Here is a 22,996-nt window from a genome sequence, read left to right on the forward strand (position 1 = left end):
TTGGCAGATTGGCAGATTGGCAGATTGGCAGATTGGCAGATTGGCAGATTGGCAGATTGGCAGATTGGCAGATTGGCAGATTGGCAGATTGGCAGATTGGCAGGACTGTGACAGGTAAGTACGGCTTATGCTACCTAAGCCAATGACATTTAAGGCGACAGAGATAACGCCTTTCAGTTTTTGCAAAGCAAAACAGAAAAATAATTAAAAAATATGACCTGAATCACCAGGATTAGTCTAATACTTAAGGTCCTGGCGTTTCCCTGTGCTGCCTCGCAGTTTTCCAGCGGTTGATGTCCGCCAGTATTCTGAGCCTGAGCTTGAGGCTCTACTCCTCTGGTTGTTCACATTAAGTGAGTTTAATGAGGTGTGTACTTATGGAAACAAAAGATCCAATGTTTGAATTACTCTCCAACCTGGAGCAGATCGTGTTGACGCGTGATGTGATGCAGGCTGGTGCGATGACAGAAAGTGAAGTAGCCATGCCCGAACCAAAACGGATCAGGGAAATTAGCGGCATGCAGATTGATGAGTTTGCCCTGGCAATGGGCGTCAGTGTTTCATCGGTGAAAAGCTGGGAAGCACAACGTACCAAACCGTCAGGCAGCGCACAGAAGCTGATGCAGTTGATTCATTCGAATCCGTATCTGGGACGACAGTTGCTGGAAAGATAAAAGAACGAAAAAACAAACCCGCCACAGGGCGGGTTTTATGCAGGAAAATCTTAGCGTCCCGCTTTCATATCAATGACAAAACGGTACTTCACGTCACCCTTCAGCATCCGCTCAAACGCATCTTCAACCTGATTCAGGCCGATCACCTCAACATCCGACACGATATTGTGCTGGCCACAGAAATCGAGCATCTGCTGGGTTTCCTTGATGCTGCCGATCGAGGTGCCGGAAATACTCAGGCGTTTAAAGACAATTGGCGTGACGTTGGGTGACGTGTGCGGAGAGTCAGGGATGCCCACCAGTACCAGATGACCGTTGGTTTTCAGCGCATTGAGGTATGGGTCCAGATCGTGGGGTGCGGCCACGCAGTCGAGGATCATATCCAGACTGTTCTTCACGCTCTCCATCTGCTCTGCATCTTTCGACACCACCACCTGGCTGGCACCCAGGCGCAGCGCATCGGCACCTTTCGCCGGTGAGGTGGTAAACAGCACCACTTCGGCCCCCAGTGCACTCGCCAGCTTCACCGCCATATGGCCAAGGCCGCCCAGCCCGATAATTCCCACACGCTGGCCCGGCTGCACGTTCCAGTGCTGAAGCGGTGACCACGTGGTCACACCGGCGCACAGCAGCGGTGCCACCGCGCTCAGCTCCAGATTATCCGGAACGGAGACGACAAATTTACTGTCAACCACGATACTGTCGGAGTAACCACCGAAGGTCATACCGCCGATGGTTTTCTCTTCGCTGTTATAGGTTGCGGTAAAGCCTTCTTCGCAATACTGCTCTTCACCACCGTGGCACTGAGCGCAGTGGCCGCAGGAGTCGACCATCACGCCTACACCCACCAAATCACCCGCTTTAAACGCGGTAACGTCGCTACCGGTGGCGACAACGCGCCCAACGATTTCATGTCCCGGCACCAGCGGGAACTGGCTGACGCCCCATTCGTTACGCGCCATATGCAGGTCAGAGTGGCAGACGCCGCAATAGTGGATGTCGATATGGACATCACCGGCCTGCAGGTCGCGGCGCTTGAATTCGAAGGGTTCGAGAGGGGTGTTGGCTGCCTTTGCAGCGTATCCAAAGGATTGCATAACTGTCTTAACCTGAATGGCAAAAACCGCACAGGGTAAGGAAATGGAGCCCCAGGGGCAAGGTGGAATTGTAAGGCGGGGTGTCTGCGCGATAAAAAAGGGCGGACCGATGGCCCGCCCCTTATGGCAGCAGATTACTGCAGCAGGGAGATATCCGCAACCTGCAGGAACAGCTCGCGCAGCTTAGCCAGCAGCGTCAGGCGGTTAATACGCACCGCCTGATCGTCAGCATTTACCATTACCTTGTCGAAGAAGTTATCCACCGTTTCGCGCAGCTCAGCCAGCTCGATCAGCGCTTCCTGGTAGCGGCCTTCTGCGAAGTAAGGCTGCAGCTTGCTGCTCAGGGCAGACACATAGGTCGCCAGCTTGATCTCTTCATTCTCTTTCAGCAGCACGGCCTGCACGCTGTCGTTCAGCGGTTCGCTGGACTTGGCAAGAATGTTAGAGACACGCTTGTTGGCGGCGGCCAGCGTGGCTGCGGCTTCCAGCGTACGGAAGTGAGACACTGCCTTCATGCGGGCATCGAAATCCGCCGGACGGGTCGGACGACGCGCCAGCACGGCCTGGATGGTATCCACGCTGTGGCCTTCTTCCTGATACCAGGTGCGGAAACGACCCAGCATAAAGTCGATCACCTCATCCACCACCTTGGCGTTAGACAGCTTGCTGCCGTACAGGCGCACCGCTTCTTCCGTCAGGGTTTGCAGATCCAGCGGCAGGTTTTTCTCGACGATAATACGCAGCACGCCAAGCGCGGCGCGGCGCAGAGCGAACGGGTCTTTGTCGCCTTTCGGATGCTGACCGATGCCGAAAATCCCGGCCAGGGTATCCATCTTATCGGCAATCGCCAGCGCGCAGGCAATCGGGTTCGACGGCAGCTCGTCACCGGCAAAGCGCGGCTGATACTGCTCGTTCAGGGCAACCGCAACATCTTCGGCTTCGCCATCGTGACGCGCATAGTGCATGCCCATCACGCCCTGGGTGTCGGTAAATTCGAACACCATGTTGGTCATCAGATCGCACTTGGACAGCAGGCCAGCACGGGTCGCGTGATTCACATCCGCGCCGATCTGGGCAGCAATCCAGCCCGTCAGCGCCTGAATGCGGTCGGTTTTATCGCGCAGGGTACCCAGCTCTTTCTGGAACAGCACGGTTTCCAGGCGCGGCAGGTTATCTTCCAGACGACGCTTACGGTCGCTGTTGAAGAAGAACTCGGCGTCGGCGAGGCGTGGGCGCACCACTTTCTCGTTACCGGAGATAATCTGCTGCGGATCTTTCGAGATAATGTTCGTTACGAAGATGAAGTTTGGCAGCAGCTTGCCCGCGGTGTCGTACACCGGGAAATACTTCTGATCGCCCTTCATGGTGTACACCAGCGCTTCAGCCGGAACCGCGAGGAACTTCTCTTCAAACTTCGCCGTCAGCACCACCGGCCACTCCACCAGGGAGGTGACTTCTTCCAGCAGGCTTTCGCTCAGATCGGCAACGCCGCCGATTTTACGGGCAGCTTCTTCGGCATCGGCTTTGATCGTCGCTTTACGGGCGTCGAAATCCGCCTGCACTTTACCGCGCTCCAGCAGGATCGCGGGATACTGGTCGGCGTTATCGATGGTGAATTCCGGCTCGCCCATAAAGCGGTGGCCGCGAATGGTACGCGCCGAGTCGATGCCCAGAATGGTGGCCGGGATCAGCTCATCGCCGAGCAGAATGGTCACAGTATGCACCGGACGCACGAACTGCACGTCAGACGCGCCCCAGCGCATCAGTTTCGGGATCGGCAGCTTAGCCAGTGAGGTGGCGATCATCGCCGGCAGCAGCGCCTGCGCGCTTTCACCGGTCACTTTCGCACGGTACACCAGCCATTCACCTTTGTCGGTGCTCAAACGCTCGGCCTGATCGACGGTGATACCGCAGCCGCGCGCCCAGCCTTCGGCAGCCTTGGTGGCCACGCCGTTGGCATCAAACGCGGCGGCAATCGCCGGGCCACGTTTTTCCACTTCGCGATCCGGCTGCGCGGCGCTCAGGCTGGCGACTTTCAGCGCCAGGCGGCGCGGCGCGGCGAACCACTTCACGTCGCCGTGGGCCAGGCCTGCGGCATCCAGTTCAGCGGTAAAGTTAGCCGCGAAGGACTCGGCCAGGCTGCGCAGGGCTTTCGGAGGCAGCTCTTCGGTGCCGATTTCCACCAGGAAGGTTTTTTCAGTCATGGCTGCCTCTTATTTCTTGTTATTGCACATCGGGAAGCCCAGCGCCTCGCGGGAGGCGTAGTAAGCTTCGGCCACGGATTTCGTCAGGGTGCGGATACGCAGAATATAACGCTGACGCTCGGTGACGGAGATGGCTTTACGGGCATCCAGCAGGTTAAAGCTGTGTGCGGCTTTCAGAATACGCTCGTAGGCAGGCAGCGGCAGCGGTTTTTCCAGCGCCAGCAGGCTCTGCGCCTCTTTCTCGTACTGCTCGAAGCAGGTAAAGAGGAAGTCGACGTCGGCGTATTCGAAGTTATAGGTGGACTGCTCCACTTCGTTCTGATGGAACACGTCGCCGTAGGTGGTTTTACCCAGCGGACCGTCGCTCCACACCAGATCGTAAACGCTGTCCACGCCCTGGATGTACATCGCCAGGCGCTCAAGGCCGTAGGTGATTTCTCCGGTAACCGGTTTGCACTCCAGGCCGCCAACCTGCTGGAAGTAGGTGAACTGCGTTACTTCCATGCCGTTCAGCCACACTTCCCAGCCCAGACCCCAGGCACCCAGCGTTGGGTTTTCCCAGTTATCTTCCACAAAGCGGATATCGTGGATGGTCGGGTCCATGCCCAGCTCTTTCAGCGAGCCAAGGTACAGCTCCTGAATATTGTCCGGTGACGGCTTGATGATCACCTGGAACTGGTAGTAGTGCTGTAAGCGGTTCGGGTTTTCACCGTAGCGGCCGTCGGTAGGGCGGCGTGACGGCTGCACGTAGGCCACCGCCGTTGGCTCTGGCCCCAGCGCCCGCAGGCAGGTCATCGGGTGAGAAGTACCAGCGCCCACTTCCATATCCAGCGGTTGGATGATGGTGCAGCCCTGGCGCGCCCAGTAATCCTGTAAGGTCAGGATCAGGCCCTGGAAAGTCTTGGTATCAAACTTTTGCATGTTGATTTCGCACGCGATACGAGTGGTTAAAAAAGTGGGCGTCAGTATACCCTTTGACCGGGTTGATTACCAAAATGGTAATGATAACGGCGGTGATTTAATCGAATTCGCTGCTTTTGTCGGCGACGCCACACATTTTATTCGTCCTGTTCCGAGTTTTTGCTCGTCGGGTTGTTGAAGTCCGTTCCCCTGGCCAGGCTTAGCGGGCATCGATACGGATTTTTTCCCGGCAAACAGGATTGAAATAATGCAGAAAATTGGCTGGATAGATAATTTGCGCGCGGTGGCGTGTTTGATGGTGATTATGATCCACACCACCACCTGGTACGTGACCACCGGAATGTCGGTCGGCGAGCACAGTTGGGATCTGTCAAACCTGCTGAACTCGGCATCCAGGGTGTGCGTGCCGATCTTCTTTATGATCTCCGGCTACCTGTTTTTCGGCGAGCGCAGCGCGCAGAAGCGCCATTTCCTGCGCGTAGTGCTGTGCCTGCTGTTCTACAGCGCGATTGCGCTGGCCTATATCACCCTGCTGACGCCAATTAATGAAGTCACCTCGGTGAAAAACCTGCTGCAAAAACCGATCTTTTACCACCTGTGGTTTTTCTTTGCGATTATCGCCATCTATATGTTTTCACCGCTGATTCAGGTGAAACCGGTCAGCGCGGGCTATATGGCGATTGTCATTCTGGTACTGGCTGTGCTGGCGAATCCAAATACCGTCGACGGTTCGATCGCCCGCTTTCACTGGCTGCCGGTAAACCTCTATATCAACGGGGATTCCATCTACTATCTGCTGTACGCGCTGACCGGTCGGGCCATCGGCACGATGAAAACCGACAGGCCGGGCGTCAGTTGGCTGGCCGCCATCACCTTTATCGCCTGCGTACTGGTGATCGCCTTCGGCACCAAACGCCAGTTCGCCATTAACGGCGCCTTCGCCGATACCTGGTATCTCTACTGCGGCCCGGCGGTGTTTATTGCCGCCGTTAGCCTGCTGGTGCTGTTTAAAAACACGCTAAACGACCGCCCTTTGCCGATTTTAGCCACCATTTCGCGCTATTCATTGCCGATTTACGGCTTCCACGCGCTGTTTATCCACTATATGCGCACCCACGGGCTGGATAATACCGACCATCCGTTGATCGACATCCCGCTGGTGTTCGCCATCACCCTCGGCGGCAGTCTGCTGCTGGCCATTGGCCTGCAGCGCATCGATAAACATCACCTGGTGAGCTAGTCCGCCTGCCAGCGCTGCTGAGCGCGGCGCAGCTGGCGGGAGGAGGAGAACCCTGCCGCCAGCGCCGCCTGCTCGTTGCCTTCGCCCTGCTGGCGACGCTGCTGGACAATCGCCAGCCGCAGCTGCTCGTGATACTCACGTACGCTGATGCCGAGATGCTGGCGGAACAGCCGCGTCAGATGGCGCGCACTAACGTGGACTCGCTCGGCGATGTCATCCAGCGACCACTCCTGCTCCGGCTGCTGGATCAGGAGATCCTGGGTGCGGTGAATGGCCGGATGCATATGGTTGCGGTAGCGCAGCCACGGCGAAAGCTGCGGATCATCCCCCGAGCGGCGGAAGTAAACCACCATTTCCCGCGCCACGTTGAGCGCCATCTGCGAGCCACACAGGCGGTTAATCAGATGCAGCGACAGATCGATGCCGGCGGTAATCCCCGCGCTGGTCCAGATACCGCGATCTTCGATAAAGATACGGTTTTCCCGAACGATAGCGGCAGGTTCGGCGTTTTTCAGACGTGCTATCACTTCATGATGGGTGGTGCATTCCACACCGTGCATCAGACCTGCGCGGGCGGCCAGCAGCGAGCCGGAGCAGACGCAGATCAGGGTAATATGGCGGGCGTGAATCGCGGGCTGGATGCGCATCAGCCAGTTGCGGGCGGCAATAGCCTGCGGGGTGTCAAACCATACCGAAGAGTCCTGCACGCCCGGCACGACTAACAGGCTGCCGGGGGGTAACGTTTCCGGCAGCGGCTGGATGCGGCTGATGGCCATATCCGTTGAGCTCAGCACGGTTTCATCGGGGCCAATATAGTGCAGGCTGAAGGCCCCGTCGGCCAGCTTCAGCGTCTCCGCCGGGCCGGTCAGATCGAGGGTCATCACACCGGGCAGGGTCAAAAACCACACCGGAATCGTCATATTATGCAAGCTCCTGCAGGCACTCCTCCACCGTGCGGATCGCGGCGAAGCGATCGATCAGCACGCTTTCGGTACGGTGGTGCAAATCCGCCACGCTGAGCGTAATGCCTTTATGGGTAATGGGGAACGTCAGCGTTGCTTCCGTCACAAACGTCACGCGGTAGCCGAGGTCCGACGCCACGCGCGCGGTGGTTTCACAGCACTGCTCGGTACGGATACCGCTCACAATCACGTGCTTCACCTGCCGCTGCTCCAGCCACTGTAGCAGACCGGATTCCGTCAGCGCATTATGTACCGTTTTTTTCACGGCGTGTGCCGCCTGATGGGTCAGAAACGGCAGGCGAACCACCAGGCCGGACGCCGGTGAAAACGGGCCTTCCGTTTCCACATGCAGCACGTCCACCACCGGAATTTCTTTCTGCTGACAGCCCGCAATGAGCCTGCTCAGCGCCTGTTCAAACACGGGCGTTTCTGGGGTTTGCTGATAGCCACGATGATAGAACGATTGCTGCGCGTCAATTACCAGTAAAACGGTATCGGTCATTTTCGGACTCCTTACCTGAGGGGAATAACCCTATGATGGCAAGGATTGGCGAGGGAAAGAAGGTCAGAAACGGACACGTTGCTGCCGCTGCGGGACATCAGACATCTTATTTAATGAAACCATGGTTTTTATAAGGGTATCACCAATGATATACTCGCCGCGCTTCTGTATTAAAAGGAAGATCGTCGTCTCCGGTGAGGCGGCTGGACTTCAAATCCAGTTGGGGCCGCCAGCGGTCCCGGGCAGGTTCGACTCCTGTGATCTTCCGCCAATCGAAGTCTCTTAAACCCGCCTGTTATCTCAGTAATACCACTTTCCCGGTTAGCACATCTTTCCGCTTGGCCGCAATGTAACCAACGCGGTATTGCATCTCCTGGCTGGGAGGCCTCCCGCAAAATGGATACGCTCGTACGGTAATTTTCGGTCAGCATCTCTGGCATACTAAACCTCTAATCAGACATTTTTCAGCGTAGCGGAGGCGACATGAGCAACGATCCCATCACACACTCTCCTGCAGGCGAATTTTTGATCTTCGCCAGCAGCGATGGGCGCTTGCGTGTTGAATGTCGCTTTGAATCCGATACGCTCTGGCTAACGCAAGCAGCGATTGCACATCTCTATCAGATTACCCCTCAGGCAATTACGCAGCATATCAAAGCTATTTACGAAGAAGGTGAGCTTGCGCAAAACTCAACTTGTAAGTCTTACTTACAAGTTCAACAGGAAGGCTCTCGCCAGATAAGTCGTAATAAGCTGCACTACAGTCTTCCCGTCATACTCGCCGTCGGTTATCGCGTTCGCTCTACTCGTGGTAAGCAGTTCCGTCAGTGGGCCACGCAAACCCTCCAGGAATACCTGATAAAAGGGTTTGTTACAGATGATGAGCGGCTGAAAAATCCACCCATCGGCACTTCCACCGTACCCGACTATTTCGATGAGATGCTGGAACGCATCCGTGATATTCGCGCCAGTGAACGCCGGGTTTATCTGCGAGTCAGGGAAATATTTTCGTTAGCTGCCGACTACCAACCGTCTCACAAAGAAACCGCTCATTTTTTTCAAACCATTCAGAACAAGCTGCATTTTGCCTGCACCGGTTTTACCGCGGCTGAACTTATCCACCTGCGTTCTGATTCCAGCCAACCGCATATGGGATTAACCAGCTTCAAAGGCGATGAAGTTCGTAAGAGTGATGTAACTGTGGCAAAAAATTACCTGAGCCAGACAAAAGTCAGCGAACTCAATCGGGTGGTCAATATGTGGCTGGATTTTGCTGAAGATCAGGCTCGTCGTCGACAGCAGGTATTTTTGCAGGACTGGCAGGAAAAACTGGATCAGTTCCTGCAGTTTAACGACCGTGACGTATTACAAGGCACAGGTGCAATGACGAAGAAACAGGCAGATGAAAAAGCCCGGCAAGAATACGTTCACTTTTCTGATCAACAGCGCCGTTTAAAGGAAGCAGAGGGCGAAAAGGATATTGCCGGTTTGTCAGAGTGGGAAGGAACGAGCAAAAAATAGTTCTACATATCTGTTTTATATCGCCTAAAAATCTCCCCTTTTGAACGCACTGTAAATTCTGCTGGTCTGTTAATTCGGATCATTCGAATCTACCCACCCTCATCAACCGTCCATTTTTCATCCAAAAACAACGACTACTTAACACTTACGCTAAGTCGATTTGACAATTTTTTGTGTCGATTGCAAATGTATATACAGGAAAATACATGAACAGAAGACATGCATTGCAACATCACAACGGGCGGGGGTTACATGGTTTATTCGGGTAAAGTGAATATCCAACAGGCAATCGACGAAGCACCGGTTTCACGCTTTCACTGGGTGATTATCATCCTGGGATTTCTGATCCTCGCCATCGACGGGTTCGACACGGCGGCGATGGGCTATATCGCCCCCACGCTGTCCAGCGACTGGGGAATTAAAAGGCAGGACCTCGGGCCGGTATTAAGCGCCGCGCTGCTCGGGCTTTCCATCGGCGCACTGATCGCCGGGCCGGCCTCGGACAGACTGGGGCGTAAAAAGGTGCTGGTTTTCTCCTGCCTGTTCTTCGGGCTTGCCAGCCTGGGAACCGCCTACGCACAAACGCTGAATACGCTGACGCTGTGGCGCTTTCTGACCGGTCTCGGGCTGGGCGCGGCGATGCCGAATGCGATTACGCTCGTCTCTGAGTTTGCCCCGAAGCGCTGCCGTTCTATGGCAATCAACACCATGTACTGCGGCTTTCCGCTGGGTGCGGCGGGCGGCGGGGCGATTTCGTCCTGGCTGATCCCTAACTATGGCTGGCATAGCGTTCTGCTGGCCGGAGCGATTGCGCCGCTGGCGCTCACCGTGTTGCTGGTTCTGTTCCTGCCGGAGTCGGTCAAATTCCTGGTACATCGCGGTAAAGACATTGTGCAAATCCGGCGCATTGCCCAGCGGTTTATTGCCGGGAGTCTGGCGCAGGTGACACATTTTTATCTCGATGAAGAACGTACCACCGGCAAAAAAGGCAGCGTGGCACAGCTGTTCAGTCAGCCGTGGCTGGCCGGTACGCTGATGCTGTGGATGACCTACTTTATGGGGCTGGTGATCTATTACGTGCTGCTGAGCTGGATGCCGACGCTGATGCTGGGGATGGGCTATCCGCTGGCGGAATCGGCCTGGCTGACCTCGCTGTTTACCTTCGGCGGCACGGCGGGGATTCTGCTGGCGGGCTGGATGATGGACAGGTGGGAAGCACACAAGGTGGTGATGACCGGTTTTGCCCTGACGATGCTGTTTGCGCTGGCGCTGGGCTTCGAGAACAACCATATCGTGCTGTTCGGCGGGCTGATCTTCCTGATGGGCATTACCATGAACGGCGCGCAGTCGGGCCTGCAAACGCTGGCGGCCACCTTTTATCCGACCCACTGCCGTGCCACGGGAATTGCATGGATGCAGGGCGTCGGGCGCTTTGGCGGCGTGGCAGGCACCATGATGAGCGCACAGCTGCTCTCTCAACAATGGCAGGCCGACAGTATCCTGATGTTCCTCAGCGTGCCGGCACTGCTCGCGGCGGCAGCCACGCTGTATAAGCTGCAGCGCTATAAAACACAAAATCTGAGCGTCGCCTAAACCCCGTTATCCTGCTCCCGCCTGGGGGCAGGATAAATTTGAGGGCAAACGCAGTTAGCTGAATGGTCAGCGGGATAAACGTCATCGCAAACGCTAACGGGTAATCGGTAGTGGCATAACCTTTATTAAAAATACGCATGACTGAATTATTTATTCAGCTGATACCGACTTAACGCCTTCTTTCTAATTCCTCTCCGTTGAATAAACCCGAATATAAAATCACTTATCCACCTCGCACAGGCCGTTTCTACCCGCATCTCCCGCGTATTAAGTAAATTAAGATGGATTAATTACCATCCTTGATATCCATCAAGGCGTGGGGAGCTGTTTTTGTTCAAAAAGGGCATAGGGGAAAATAAAGGGAAATAATGATGACTGAACAAGTGCAGGTAAAACTGGCATTTCCACTGTGGAAGGGCGTTTTCACGCTCTTTGTGGGCCTGCTAATCTGGTTTATGCCACCGCCCACCGGGCTGGATATTGTTGCGTGGCATATGTTTGCGGTCTTCGCCGCGACCATTCTGGCGATTATTTTAAAAGTGATGCCGATGGGCGCGGTAACCATGGTGGCGCTGGTCGTCTCGGCAATGACCGGGCTGACGCCGATCTCCGGCGGTGGCAGCGGCAAAGTGGCCGCACTGTCCGGCTTTGCCAACGGCACGATCTGGCTGATCGGTATCGCCATGTTTATCTCCCGCGCGGTGATTAAAACCGGGCTGGGCAGGCGCATCGCGCTGTGGTTTATCTCGAAATGCGGACACAGCATGCTCGGCGTGGCTTACGGTCTGGCGCTGTCCGATATGGTACTCGGCCCGGGCATTCCTTCCGCCTCGGCGCGCGGTGGCGGCATTATGTATCCCATCACCCAGTCGATTGCCACCGCATACCAGTCCGAGCCGGGGCCAACGGCCAGAAAGGCCGGGGCATTCCTGATGATCTGCGTGTCGCAGATTGATGCCATTATCTGCGCAATGTTCCTGACGGCGATGGCCGGAAACCCGCTGATTGCCGAGCTGGCTGCCAGCCAGGGGATTCAGGTTAACTGGGGGATCTGGTTCTTAGGTGCCATCGTGCCCGGTCTGCTGACGCTGCTGATTATTCCTCTGTGCCTCTATTATATTTATCCACCGGAACTGAAAAAAACGCCGGAAATACCGGGCATCGCGCGGGAAGAGCTGCGCAAAATGGGGCCAATGTCCCTTGCCGAAAAAATCCTGGCGTTCGACTTCGTGCTGCTGATCGTGCTGTGGACCGCGGGCGATATCTTCTTCCAGATCCCCGCCACGCTGTCGGCCTTTATTGGTCTGGTTATCCTGCTGCTCTCCAATATCATGTCGTGGAAGAACATTATTGAAGAGAAAACAGCGTGGGATACGATGTTCTGGTTCGCTGTGCTGGTGATGATGGCCAACGCCCTGAACAAATACGGCATGATTGCCTGGATCTCCAAGGGCATCGTGGGCTACATCGGCCACTTTGACTGGCTGCTGGTGTTCCTGGTGCTGATTCTGGTTTATTTCTACACCCGCTATTTCTTTGCCTCGGCGATGGCACATATTTCCGCGATGTATCTGGCCTTCCTGGCGGTATCCGTTTCGGTCGGCGTGCCGCCGCTGCTGGCCGCGCTGACGCTGGGCTACACCTCCAATCTGTCGATGGGGCTGACCCAGTATTCCGGCGGCCCCGGCCCGGCACTGTTCGGCTCCGGCTATAACTCTACCGGCCAGTGGTGGGGCGTCAGCTTCCTGGTGTCGATCGTTTCTATCGCCATCTGGCTGCTGGCCGGCGGCGCATGGATGAAAATCGTGGGCATCTGGTAACACTCACGTTCGCCAGCGGGCAGGCGCTCAGCCTGTCCGCTGCTGAGCGCCTTTCTGCCTGTCTGCCTGTCTGCCTGTCTGCCTGTCTGCCTGTCTGCCTGTCTGCCTGTCTGCCTGTCTGCCTGTCTGCCTGTCTGCCTGTCTGCAACTTAATCGTTATCCGTGTTTTACTGGTTATCCGCGTTTTTTTATCGATATCAGCGTCAGCAGCGCCACTATTACCGGCACCAGCGATCCCCACAGTACGGCATTCCAGCCGAAAAGATGCAGCAGCGCGCCGGAAGAGAATGACCCAATAATCATCACGCCAAAGACGATGAAATCATTCAGCGACTGCACCTGAGTTTTCTCTTCGGGGCGATGGAAATCAACGATCTGCGCGGAAGCACCGGTAAAGCCAAAGTTCCAGCCCACGCCCAGCAGGATCAGCGACACCCAGTAATGACCAATCTCCGTTCCGGCCAGCCCGGCCAGCACAGAAAGAGCCGTAATCACCAGCCCGGCGGCGGCAACGCGAGAAGCACCAAAGCGGCTAATCAGCCCGCCGGTAAAGAAGCCCGGCGCGTACATGGCAATCACGTGCCACTGGATGCCCAGGTTAGATGCCTCCTGAGAGATGCCGTGCATATGCATCGCCAGCGGCGCGGCGGTCATCAGAAAGTTCATCACCATATAGGCAACCGCGCCGGTAAACACCACGCGGGCAAAACCCGGCTGGCGAATAATTTCAGCCAGCGGGCGGCCAGCGGCCCCAGCTTTATTCTGCGCGACCGGCTCGGCCGACTTCACGCCGGAGAGCACCAGGGCGGAAATCGCAGCCACCAGCGCCTGGGCAATAAAGGTCACCGCGAAGGTATGTGGCGGCCAGAGATCCATCGTGCCGGTCACCAGCATCGGGCCGATAACGCCCGCCGCCACGCCGCCGCCCATCACCAGCGAAAGCGCCCGCGCCCGGCGTTCTTTGCCCACGCCATCGGTGGCCGCAAAACGAAATGACAACCCTACCGCCGCATAGGCTCCGCCCATAAACGCGGCAAGGCAAAACAGAGAGAACGAACCTATGACCACCGCCAGTGCGGCGGCCAGGCCGGTGATCACCCCGGTACCGGTGCCCAGCAGAAAGGCCGCTCTGCGGCCATGCCGACGGGCAAACGCGCCGAGCGGTAAAATACAGGCGGCCATCCCCAGCACAAAAATCGTCAGCGGCAGGGTGGCCAGCGTGCTGTCCGGTGCAATGCTATTACCGACAATCGCCCCCGTCGTATAGAACACCACCGCATTCGCACCCGCCAGCGCCTGAGCGGTGGCAAGGCGAAGAATATTGCTATTCTGCTGCCGCAGGGGCAGGGTTATTTCAGCGTTCATTGAGTCTCTTTGCGCAGGTTAAATGCCCGATTCCGGGCATAATGTTGTCCGCTTATCAGCTAACAACAATGCCAGCGTTATCGCAACGCCAGACGTTGTCCTTGACAACGTCAACGTTTAGCTAAACCACTAAAACTGACTGCAAAATTCGTGAAGTTCAACACAGATAAACGCTTTATCGCCGCCATTTTGCCGGATATGATCCTGAGAACGAATAAGGATGGTCTATGGCAAACTACACATTGCGTCAGCTGAAGTATTTCGTCACGACGGTTGAATGTGGCAGCGTGGCGGAAGCTTCCCGCAAGTTATTTATCGCACAGCCGTCGATCTCAACGGCAATAAAGATTCTGGAAGAGAGCTTCGGCGTACAGCTTTTTATTCGCCATCACGCGCAGGGCGTGTCGCTAACGCCTTCCGGTACCCGTTTTCATCGTAAAGCGGTCAGACTGCTGCGAATGGCCCATGAGTTTGAGCAAAATGCGCTGGCCGATACGGACATTGTGGCGGGTAAAATCGATATCGGCTGCTTTGAAACGGTCGCTCCGCTGATTCTGCCAAAGCTGATCCACGGCTTTAAGGCTCTGTATCCCGGCGTGGAGATTATGATCCGCGACGGCGAGCAGCACGAACTGTTGCAGGGGCTGGCCGCAGGCCGCTTCGACGTGGCGCTGCTCTATCAGCACGATCTCGACAACAGCCTGACCGTGGAACCGCTTGTGGCACCGAGAAAGCCCTATATTCTGCTGCCTGCGGCGCACCGACTGGCGCAGCAGAGTGCGGTTTCCCTGTCTGAACTGGCCGATGAACCAATGATCCTGCTGGATGTACAGCCCAGCCGTAACTACTTTATCAGCCTGTTTACCCGCGCAGGCATCACGCCGGATATTGTCTTTAGCTCGCCATCGATTGAAATGGTGCGCGGTATGGTTGGCCACGGTTTTGGTTTTGCCGTGCTGGTAACCCGCCCGAGTGGCAAGTTCAGCTACGACGGGAAGCCGCTGGCCATGGTGGAGCTGAAAGATGAGGTGGAGGGTTCCGGGCTGGCCGCCGCCTGGCTGGCGGGCGATCGGCTGACCAAGCCCGCCGGACTGTTCGTGGAGTACTGCAAAGCCGAACTACCGGGCATGCTGTAAACGGGCCAGCGCGCCGCTCAGGCGCGCAGCCATTGGGTCAGATTACCCAGCATTTTCATACAGGCATCGATCTGTTCCACGCTGATGAACTCATCCGGTTTATGCCCCTGATCCATACTACCCGGACCGCAAACCAGCGTCGTCATACCCGCCTGATGAAATAATCCGCCTTCCGTGCCAAAAGCAACGGTGCTGAAACGGTCGCAGCCGCACCATTCGGCCAGCAGGCTGGCGAACCGACACGTGGGATCGGTCAGCAGACCGGGATACTGGCTGAGCGGCTGAAAGGTGATGCTACAGCCGTCGGCTTTTTGCCGCATAGCGGGTAACAGCTCGCACTGCGCATACTGTGCGATCCGTTCAATGACCGCGTCAGCCGGGGCATCGGGAAGATGGCGGATTTCAAAGTCAAACTGGCAGGACTGCGGCACGATATTTAACGCTGTGCCGCCGGAAATCGTACCAACCTGCAGGGTGCTGAAGGCAGGATCGAAACGGCTGTCCTGCACCTCAGCCAGCTTGTCACCTTCATCCATCAGCCGGGTAATCAGCCGGGTAGCATACTCAATCGCATTCACCCCCTGCGGCGCATAGGCGGAATGACACGCGTGGCCGCGCACGTCGCAGCGCATCGCCACTTTACCCTTATGGCCGTAAACCGGCCGCATTTCAGTGGGTTCGCCAATAATGCACAACGCCGGTTTACTGGCCGCATCAGCCAGCAGCTCCGTCAGGCTGCGCACGCCCAGGCAGCCGACCTCTTCGTCGTAGGAGAATGCCAGGTGCAGCGGCAGTCGCAGCGGTTCGGCAACAAACGCCGGTACCGAGGCCAGCACGCAGGCGAGGAATCCCTTCATATCGGTGCTGCCGCGCCCGTAATAGCGGCCTTCCTGTTCCGTCAGCGCAAACGGCGGCACGCTCCACGTCTGACCCTCGACCGGCACCACATCGGTATGGCCGGAGAGCATCACGCCACCCGCTGTATCAGGGCCAATCACCGCGTAGAGATTCGCCTTGCTTCCGCTGTCATTATGCAGCAGCCGGGATGCCACGCCGTGTTCCGCCAGCCAGCTCTGAACAAAGTGAATCAGCGCAAGATTGGATTCACGGCTGGTGGTATCGAACGCCAGCAGCTGCGCCATTAAATCGCGGACCGAGCTACTCATCGCCGGGAACCCCATAGCCGGGAGCCTGGCGCGGATCGAGTGCTCGCGTCAGATAGTCCTGCGCCTGAGGTTGCCAGGCGCGCCAGAGATCGTTCAGCCGGGCCAATGGAGCAGCATCCGCCCAGTCAACTCTGAGATCGATCAGCGGCCAGCTGTGATCGCCCGCCACTTTCAGCGCGGCGGAATGGACCGGGCCAGCTTCTCCTCCCGCCGCCAGCCCCGCTTCCATCGCGAGGATCAGGCGCTCAGCCAGTGAACCCTGGCTTTTTTCAAATGCGCTGACCATAGCGACGATCACCTGTTTCCCTGCCAGCATATTTCCCGCAGCCACGCACGCTTTCCCCTGAACCGCATGATGCACACCCAGCGTCTGGCTGCCGCTAAATATGGCGGTGTGGCCATCGCGCCCAATCACCGTCACCTGGCGATACTGGCAGTGTGCGTCACGGGCCAGCGCGGCATCTAACGCACCCGGCACGGTCGCCCCCTGATCCAGTGCCGCGAGGATTTCCGGGCCAAGAGCGGGCAGGGTGATGTTCTGGCTGGATACTGCACCGACCCCGCTCAGTACCCACGGGCAGCGGGCGCCCACCGCCATGCTGGAGGAGCTGACGGCCACGCCAAACTGCCCGGTTTCACTACAGCGCGCCGCGATTGAAAAGGTCACAGCGCCTCCTCATCCGGAATAACGGCTATAACATCAATTTCCATCAGCCACTGCGGCTGCGCCAGTGCAGACACCACCAGCCCGGTAGAGATAGGGAAAACGCCCTTCAGCCACTTTCCGACTTCCTGATAGACCGGCTCACGGTAGCGGGGATCGATAAGATAGGTGGTCGTTTTGACGATGTGCGACAGATCGCTTCCCGCCTCTTCCAGCAGCTGTTTCACGTTTTTCATCGCCTGCTCCGCCTGCGCGCGCGGATCGCCCAGCCCCACCAGCGCCCCGGAAAAATCGGTACCCACCTGGCCACGCACGTAAACGGTGTTACCTGCACGTACCGCCTGGCACAGATCGTTATCCAGGCTCTGATTTGGATAGGTCGCTTTGGTATTGAACATGCGAATGCGGGTATGCGTCGGTTTGCTCATCTTTTAACTCCTGTAAAACGGGTAAATGAGGCCGCATAACGCGGCCGGTGGAAAATTCAGGCGGGTCGGCAGTAGCTTTGCTGCCTGCGGCGATACGCGCTGTTGCGGCTGGCCAGCCAGTAATAAAGCGGTGAGGTCACCAGCAGGCCGATCAGCCAGGAGAGATCCGCGCCGTTAATCCACGCGGAAACGGGGCCAACATAGAGCGGGGTATTCATAAAGGGGATCTGCACCACAATGCCGATGCCGTAAGCCAGCAGTGCCTGCGGGTTATAGCGGCCATAAATCCCGCCATCCACCTGAAAAATAGAGCTGATGTCGTAGTTGCCTTTGTGGATGGCATAAAAATCAATCAGGTTGATCGCCGTCCAGGGCACCAGCACCACCAGCAGAGCCAGGACCAGATCCACAAAGTGGCTGATGAAATCCGCCGAGGCAAAGATCGCCGCCACCGAGCAGATCACCAGGGTGATTGCCGACAGCACGGCCCGGCTTTTACTGCCGGGTATCCAGCGCCAGAAAAAGGTTTGCACCAGGGTAATTAACGACATCACCGCGCCGTACAGGTTAAGGGCGTTATGGCTGATCACGCTCAGCAAAAACAGCACCAGCATCAGTGGCCCAATCGCACCGGTGGCAGCCCTGACGGCGTCCATGGTTTGCAGGCCCGGCGGGGTCGCCAGTACCGCCACGGCACCAAAGATAAATGACAGGCTGGAGCCGAGCGTCGATCCCCAGTAAGTCGCCCAGAACGTACCTGCTACGGACACATTTTCCGGCAAATAGCGGGAATAATCGGAAACGTAGGGGGCAAAAGCGATCTGCCACAGCGCCGCCAGCGACACCGTTGCCAGCCAGCCGTAAAGTGAAAATCCGCCGCGCGTCAGGAAATCCGCCGTATGGATATGGCTAAAGATATAGCCGAAGCCCAGCACGATACCGATCCCCAGCACCCAGGTCCCGATGCGGTTCAGCACGTGGATAAACCGGTAGCCGATAATGCCGATTATCCCGGAACCCACAGCTCCGATAATAATCCCGACCGGCAGCGGCACAGCGGGAGCGATGCCGTGCAGCGACTCACCGGCCAGGACGATATTCGAGGTAAAAAAACCGATATACATCACTCCGGCAATCGCCACCACCAGCAAAGAACCCAGCGAGCCGAACTGCGCACGGCTCTGAATCATTTGCGGAATCCCCATCTGCGGCCCCTGTGCGGAGTGCAGCGCCATCAGCGCACCGCCGGCCAGATGGCCGACCAGAATGGCCACCACGCCCCACAGCAAGTTCAGATGAAACAGCTGAACGGCCAGTGCGCCGGTGACAATCGGCAGCGGAGCGATATTTCCGCCAAACCACAGGGTAAACAGATCGCGGGTTTTACCGTGACGATCGGCCGGGGGAACATAGCCAATAGTGTGTTTCTCAATCAGCGGGGGCGAAGTTTCTGTTGGCGACATAGCAGGCTCCAATGTCAGAAAGTGCAGGGGATTTCGAGGCGTCGACGCATCGTTTTTTTATTGAGGCGATAATGCGCACTCTTTTTTCGACGGGTAAATTAGTAAGTTTATGGTCAGAGAGAATGAAAAAACTTGGCAGGGCAAACCAGTGGTGATTTAACGAAAATTCAACAGTTGCGACATATGAGTAACATTGACCGGAAACGAACTCCCGCTGCCTGAATCGTTAATTTATCGTCAATGATGAACTTAATAATATTTTACCGTCTCTGATTCGCTCCCTAGGCTGCATTTGACGATTCCATAAGCCTGAGGATAGAGAGATGACGCCAGAAATAACCTTCATTGATACGCTGGTTGTCGGTGCCGGTCAGGCAGGTGTGGCAATGAGCGAACACCTGACGCGGCTGGACATCCCCCACATTGTGTTAGAAAAAAATCGTATTGCTGAAGCCTGGCGCACCGGCCGATGGGATTCACTGGTCGCCAATGGCCCCGCCTGGCACGACCGCTTTCCCGGCATGGCGTTTTCCGGTATCAGCCCTGATAGCTTTGTACCTAAAGAGCGCGTGGCGGACTATATGGAAGCCTACGCCAGCCGCTTCAATGCCCCCATTCGCACCGGTGTAGAGGTGCGGCGCGTCGATCGCAACATTGGCAAGCCCGGCTTTCGTGTAGAAACCTCCGCCGGCGTGTTTGAAGCCCGCCATCTGGTGGTGGCTACCGGCCCGTTCCAGTGCCCGGCGATTCCGTCCATTGCACCGCAGACCGCAGAACTGACGCAGCTGCATTCGGCACATTATCGAAACCCCGCGCAGCTCCCGGATGGAGCAGTGATGATTGTCGGTGCGGGTTCATCCGGTGTGCAGATCGCCGAGGAACTGAATCGCGCCGGGAAAGCAGTCTATCTTTCCGTTGGTCCGCACGACCGGCCGCCGCGCAGCTATCGCGGGCGCGATTTTTGCTGGTGGTTAGGGGTGCTTGGCCTGTGGGATAAAGCGACCACGGAACCGGGCAAAGAACACGTGACGATCGCCGTCAGCGGCGCAAACGGCGGCCATACGGTTGATTTCCGCAAGCTGGCGGAGGAAGGGGTCAGGCTGGTTGGCCGCACGAAGCGTTTTGCCAACGGTGTGGTGGAATTTGAAAACGATCTGGCGCAGAACATCGTGCGCGGGGATGAAAACTATCTCTCCCTGCTCGATGCCGCAGATGAGTGGGTCACACGCAACGGTCAGGATTTACCGGAAGAGCCGCAGGCACGGATCATTCGCCCGGCGCCTGCCTGTATGACCTCACCGGAGCGACAGCTGAATCTGGCCGCAAACAACATCACCACGATTATCTGGGCGACGGGCTTTACCTCGGATTATCGCTGGCTGAACGTTAATGCCTGTGATGCACAGGGCAAACCACAGCATCAGCGCGGCGTATCCTCGGAACCCGGGGTTTATTTCCTCGGTTTACCGTGGCTCTCCAGGCGCGGTTCGTCATTTATCTGGGGCGTATGGCACGATGCCAAATATATCGCTGACCAGATTGCCATTCAGCGCAACTACCTTACCTGGCAGTAAGCACCATCGCCGCGGAAGGAGAAACGTCAAAAACGGCGGAGAGGTAAGAACATGGCCGGAAAGGGGACATATCCGCTTTCCGCGCCGTTACAGATCCGTTTTCAGGCCGTATTAGCCTGCCGTTTTCTCCGCAGTGCGAGTTTTCTTCACTGCCTGCAAAATCACCGGCTCCAGCAGTCGGGCCACGGCAGCAAAAGCGGGCACCACCACCGAATTCCCAAACTGACGATAGGACTGGGTATCCGACACCGGAATACGAAACGTCTTTTCCCCCGGCTTTTCGAAGCCCATCAGGCGAGCACATTCACGCGGCGTTAACCTGCGCGGGCGGTGTTCAAGGTTGGCCGCATCGTGGAACGATTTCTCGCCCAGCGCTTTATCCCATCCCCGGTCGATCAGGATCTCAGAGCCATCCTTGTGGTAACGCGCGGAAAGGGTGCGTGATACCACCTGACGATCGGCAGGTGACACCAGTCCGTAGCCAAAACCATTACCTTTAGCCTGGTGTTTCTTCGCGTAGTTGTAGAGGTACTCCCACAGTTTTACCGTCAGGATATATTTGCTCTCAACCTGCTTATCCAGCAGATCGGCAAAGGCGGGGCGCTGCGGCGGATAGAACTTCGCAATATCGCGCAGGGTAAAGTCTTGTGCCAGGCCGAGATCGCGGCGGAAACCCACCAGCACAATACGCTCGCGGTGCTGCGGTAAAAAATGTTTGCCGTCGATGATTTTGGGATCGGCCGCACCGTTAACATCAGCATCAGCGACGTCGTAACCCAGCTCATCCAGCGTTTGCATGATCACGCGAAACGTTTTGCCTTTATCGTGGCTTTTCAGGTTTTTTACGTTCTCCAGCACGAAGATTGCCGGTTTTTTGACGGCAATAATTCGCGCCACATCGAAGAACAGCGTGCCCTGCGTATCACATTCAAAACCGTGCGCACGGCCGAGGGAATTCTTTTTGCTGACGCCCGCCAGGCTGAACGGCTGGCAGGGAAAACCCGCCAGCAGCACGTCGTGCTGCGGGATCTGATGATCGATATGAGCGTAGGCTTCCGCTTCGGCCACCTCGGGTTTATCGCTCAGCGTGACCTTGCGGATATCGGTATTAAACGTGTGCTCGTGCTCATCGTTAAACCAGTTAGCCCGGTAGGTTCTGACCGCGTGCGGGTTCCACTCGCTGGTGAACACGCACTGACCGCCAATCGCCTCAAAGCCGCTACGAATGCCCCCGATACCGGCGAAGAGATCGATAAAGCGGAACGGATAGTGGGGATGATGCGACGGTGGCTGCGGCAGCATGGCCTCAAGCGCGCTGACTTCCGCTGCGGTTAATGCCTGTGCGGCAGATTTTCCGCTTATCCAGCGGCTTACCGACTCACGCGTCCAGCCGTCACCGCCGACCGATTGCAAATGTTCGGCAACGGTCCGTCGATCGTAAATTTCCAACACCCGCAGCAGCAGTGCGAGATCTTCCGCGATGCGGGCCTGTAATCCTTCACGGGAACCGGCCATCAGCGGCTGCACGGCAGGCGGTAATTCTTTCATGACGATAATATTCCGGGTTAAGTTCGTGACAGGCTATCACATAATTGACCCGGATTTTACAGACGGCTCTCGCTATCCACCTCGTGCAGCGGCTCGCTGTGGCTTAGTGGCAGGATACGGCTGATTTCACCACCAAAACCGGTGATGATAAGCCTGTTCCCGTTGAGTTCGGCAACGGCAAAAGGCACGTTATCCGGGCCGTCGAGCATCCCTTTCAGAGTAATAAAATCGGTATTCCCACGCCGGTAATAGCCGCCACGGTGATCGTGACCGGCAAAGTAAGCACGGACCTGATAGCGGCACAGCAGATCCGCCACCACTTCACCGTTCCACAAAATGTGTTTTTTCAGCGGAGCCAGCGGATAGTGACCAAACACAATAACCGTTTCACCCAGCGCCTGCGCCTGTTGCAGATTCTGCTCAATCCACGCCATCTGCTTCTCGCCGACCGCACCGTTCCAGCGCTGGGCCTGCGGCTGCTGCTGTGCAATCAGTTCATCAAGCTGTTCACGAGCCTGCTGCAGGTCGTCACCGTTGCCCGCATTACAGTAGAGGCTGATATCGTTACCGTCGATCACCAGAAAGCGATAACCGCTGAGTCGGAAATGATAATAGCTTTTCGGCAGGCCCAGCGGCGGAGTGTGCGCGGCCAGATGCTCGGAAATCACCTGCGCATCATGATTGCCGATTACCGCGACATGTGGATGGTGCAGGGCATCATAACGCGGCAGCAGCTCGCTGTAGCTTGACCAGTGGCGATCGACCAGGTCGCCCAGCGTGGCAACAAAATCGAGCGACAGATCGTTCAGCGCGCTAATGGCCGAGGAAAGCTTACACAGCCCGTGGCGGTAATAGAGGTTATTTTCCACATCGGGATCGGCATCCGCATACTGCGGATCGGCAATCAAGCCAAAGCGCAGGGTGCTGTCGGCGGGGTCAGGCGAGCGTATGGCAGGGAGCTGATAAAGAATTCCGGCCTCGCCCAGCGCCAGCCGCTGCGGCTGGGAAAGCGGATTTGGCAACGTTTTAAGGGACATCGTGCAGCAGATCCAGGCAATAATTAAGAGCCCTATCCTCGCCGTGCGGAATGACGTTTTTATTGCCGAAACGTGACGTTT

19 protein-coding genes and 1 tRNA gene are annotated in these 22,996 nt (G+C 56.9%); 8 read left to right on the forward strand and 12 right to left on the reverse strand.

Features of this window, described 5'->3' with window-relative positions; genetic code table 11:
- The first annotated feature begins 377 nt into the window (after positions 1-377).
- Positions 378-674 (forward strand): HTH-type transcriptional regulator, encoded by a 297-nt coding sequence (locus tag JOE09_RS22835; protein WP_205067457.1) that lies wholly within the window; start codon positions 378-380, stop codon positions 672-674.
- 50 nt (positions 675-724) lie between these two features.
- Here JOE09_RS22835 and JOE09_RS22840 read toward each other — a convergent pair whose 3' ends face one another.
- The 3 genes from JOE09_RS22840 to glyQ form a co-directional block, all read right to left on the reverse strand.
- Positions 725-1,771, reverse strand: coding sequence for an NAD(P)-dependent alcohol dehydrogenase (locus JOE09_RS22840; protein ID WP_205067458.1), 1,047 nt, complete (start codon positions 1,769-1,771; stop codon positions 725-727).
- Between the two features lie 134 nt (positions 1,772-1,905).
- Entirely contained in the window at positions 1,906-3,975 is a 2,070-nt protein-coding gene (glyS, locus tag JOE09_RS22845) for a glycine--tRNA ligase subunit beta (protein ID WP_205067460.1), read from the reverse strand.
- Positions 3,976-3,984: 9 nt separating this feature from the next.
- Complete coding sequence (glyQ, locus tag JOE09_RS22850) at positions 3,985-4,896, reverse strand: glycine--tRNA ligase subunit alpha (protein ID WP_205067461.1); 912 nt, start codon at positions 4,894-4,896, stop codon at positions 3,985-3,987.
- A gap of 244 nt (positions 4,897-5,140) precedes the next feature.
- On the opposite strand from glyQ, the gene JOE09_RS22855 reads away from it, so the two are divergent.
- Positions 5,141-6,136 (forward strand): acyltransferase family protein, encoded by a 996-nt coding sequence (locus JOE09_RS22855; protein WP_205067539.1) that lies wholly within the window; start codon positions 5,141-5,143, stop codon positions 6,134-6,136.
- On the opposite strand, the gene JOE09_RS22860 is transcribed toward JOE09_RS22855, so the two are convergent.
- Together JOE09_RS22860 and JOE09_RS22865 are read right to left on the reverse strand one after the other, a co-directional pair.
- Positions 6,133-7,056: a GlxA family transcriptional regulator gene (locus JOE09_RS22860; RefSeq protein WP_200545897.1), complete on the reverse strand. Its 924-nt coding sequence runs from the start codon at positions 7,054-7,056 to the stop codon at positions 6,133-6,135. The two genes, JOE09_RS22855 and JOE09_RS22860, sit on opposite strands and share 4 nt — an antisense overlap.
- Before the next feature lies 1 nt (position 7,057).
- Positions 7,058-7,600, reverse strand: a complete 543-nt coding sequence (locus JOE09_RS22865) for a cysteine hydrolase family protein (RefSeq protein WP_205067462.1) — start codon at positions 7,598-7,600, stop codon at positions 7,058-7,060.
- 176 nt (positions 7,601-7,776) lie between these two features.
- Between JOE09_RS22865 and JOE09_RS22870 the strand changes: the two genes are divergently transcribed.
- The 4 genes from JOE09_RS22870 to JOE09_RS22885 all read left to right on the forward strand — a co-directional run bounded on the left by JOE09_RS22870 (position 7,777) and on the right by JOE09_RS22885 (position 12,534).
- Positions 7,777-7,871: transfer RNA gene (locus JOE09_RS22870), tRNA-Sec, on the forward strand.
- Positions 7,872-8,083: 212 nt separating this feature from the next.
- The gene (locus tag JOE09_RS22875; protein ID WP_205067463.1) at positions 8,084-9,121 is read left to right on the forward strand and encodes a virulence RhuM family protein; all 1,038 of its coding nucleotides are present in this window, start codon (positions 8,084-8,086) and stop codon (positions 9,119-9,121) included.
- A gap of 252 nt (positions 9,122-9,373) precedes the next feature.
- Positions 9,374-10,714: an MFS transporter gene (locus JOE09_RS22880; RefSeq protein ID WP_205067464.1), complete on the forward strand. Its 1,341-nt coding sequence runs from the start codon at positions 9,374-9,376 to the stop codon at positions 10,712-10,714.
- 368 nt (positions 10,715-11,082) lie between these two features.
- Positions 11,083-12,534 (forward strand): DASS family sodium-coupled anion symporter, encoded by a 1,452-nt coding sequence (locus JOE09_RS22885; RefSeq protein WP_420830702.1) that lies wholly within the window; start codon positions 11,083-11,085, stop codon positions 12,532-12,534.
- 174 nt (positions 12,535-12,708) lie between these two features.
- On the opposite strand, the gene JOE09_RS22890 is transcribed toward JOE09_RS22885, so the two are convergent.
- Positions 12,709-13,899 carry an MFS transporter gene (locus JOE09_RS22890; RefSeq protein ID WP_205067465.1) on the reverse strand — a complete coding sequence of 397 codons (1,191 nt, stop codon included), beginning with the start codon at positions 13,897-13,899 and terminating at the stop codon, positions 12,709-12,711.
- Positions 13,900-14,126: 227 nt separating this feature from the next.
- Here JOE09_RS22890 and JOE09_RS22895 point away from each other — a divergent pair, with 227 nt between their 5' ends.
- Positions 14,127-15,035: a LysR family transcriptional regulator gene (locus JOE09_RS22895; RefSeq protein WP_205067467.1), complete on the forward strand. Its 909-nt coding sequence runs from the start codon at positions 14,127-14,129 to the stop codon at positions 15,033-15,035.
- A 17-nt stretch (positions 15,036-15,052) separates the two neighbouring features.
- On the opposite strand, the gene argE is transcribed toward JOE09_RS22895, so the two are convergent.
- From argE to JOE09_RS22915, 4 genes are read right to left on the reverse strand one after another with little or no spacing between them, the layout of a single operon-like run.
- Positions 15,053-16,201, reverse strand: coding sequence for an acetylornithine deacetylase (gene argE / locus JOE09_RS22900; RefSeq protein ID WP_205067468.1), 1,149 nt, complete (start codon positions 16,199-16,201; stop codon positions 15,053-15,055).
- Positions 16,194-16,868, reverse strand: a complete 675-nt coding sequence (locus JOE09_RS22905) for a DUF1028 domain-containing protein (protein WP_205067469.1) — start codon at positions 16,866-16,868, stop codon at positions 16,194-16,196. Before JOE09_RS22905 ends, argE begins: the two co-directional genes overlap by 8 nt.
- Positions 16,865-17,293, reverse strand: coding sequence for a RidA family protein (locus tag JOE09_RS22910; RefSeq protein WP_200560668.1), 429 nt, complete (start codon positions 17,291-17,293; stop codon positions 16,865-16,867). The genes JOE09_RS22905 and JOE09_RS22910 overlap by 4 nt, the downstream gene beginning before the upstream one ends.
- A 56-nt stretch (positions 17,294-17,349) precedes the next feature.
- Entirely contained in the window at positions 17,350-18,756 is a 1,407-nt protein-coding gene (locus JOE09_RS22915) for a purine-cytosine permease family protein (RefSeq protein WP_205067470.1), read from the reverse strand.
- Between the two features lie 323 nt (positions 18,757-19,079).
- Here JOE09_RS22915 and JOE09_RS22920 point away from each other — a divergent pair, with 323 nt between their 5' ends.
- On the forward strand, positions 19,080-20,330 hold the full coding sequence (locus tag JOE09_RS22920) for a flavin-containing monooxygenase (protein ID WP_205067471.1): 1,251 nt from the start codon (positions 19,080-19,082) through the stop codon (positions 20,328-20,330).
- 111 nt (positions 20,331-20,441) lie between these two features.
- Here the strand turns inward: JOE09_RS22920 and JOE09_RS22925 are convergent, their stop codons facing one another.
- Both JOE09_RS22925 and JOE09_RS22930 read right to left on the reverse strand, forming a co-directional pair.
- Entirely contained in the window at positions 20,442-21,845 is a 1,404-nt protein-coding gene (locus JOE09_RS22925; protein ID WP_239553273.1) for a DNA cytosine methyltransferase, read from the reverse strand.
- Between the two features lie 89 nt (positions 21,846-21,934).
- Positions 21,935-22,915, reverse strand: coding sequence for a metallophosphoesterase (locus tag JOE09_RS22930; protein WP_205067473.1), 981 nt, complete (start codon positions 22,913-22,915; stop codon positions 21,935-21,937).
- Positions 22,916-22,996 lie beyond the last annotated feature (81 nt).

The organism is Pantoea coffeiphila (assembly GCF_016909495.1).
Lineage (GTDB): Bacteria > Pseudomonadota > Gammaproteobacteria > Enterobacterales > Enterobacteriaceae > Erwinia > Erwinia coffeiphila.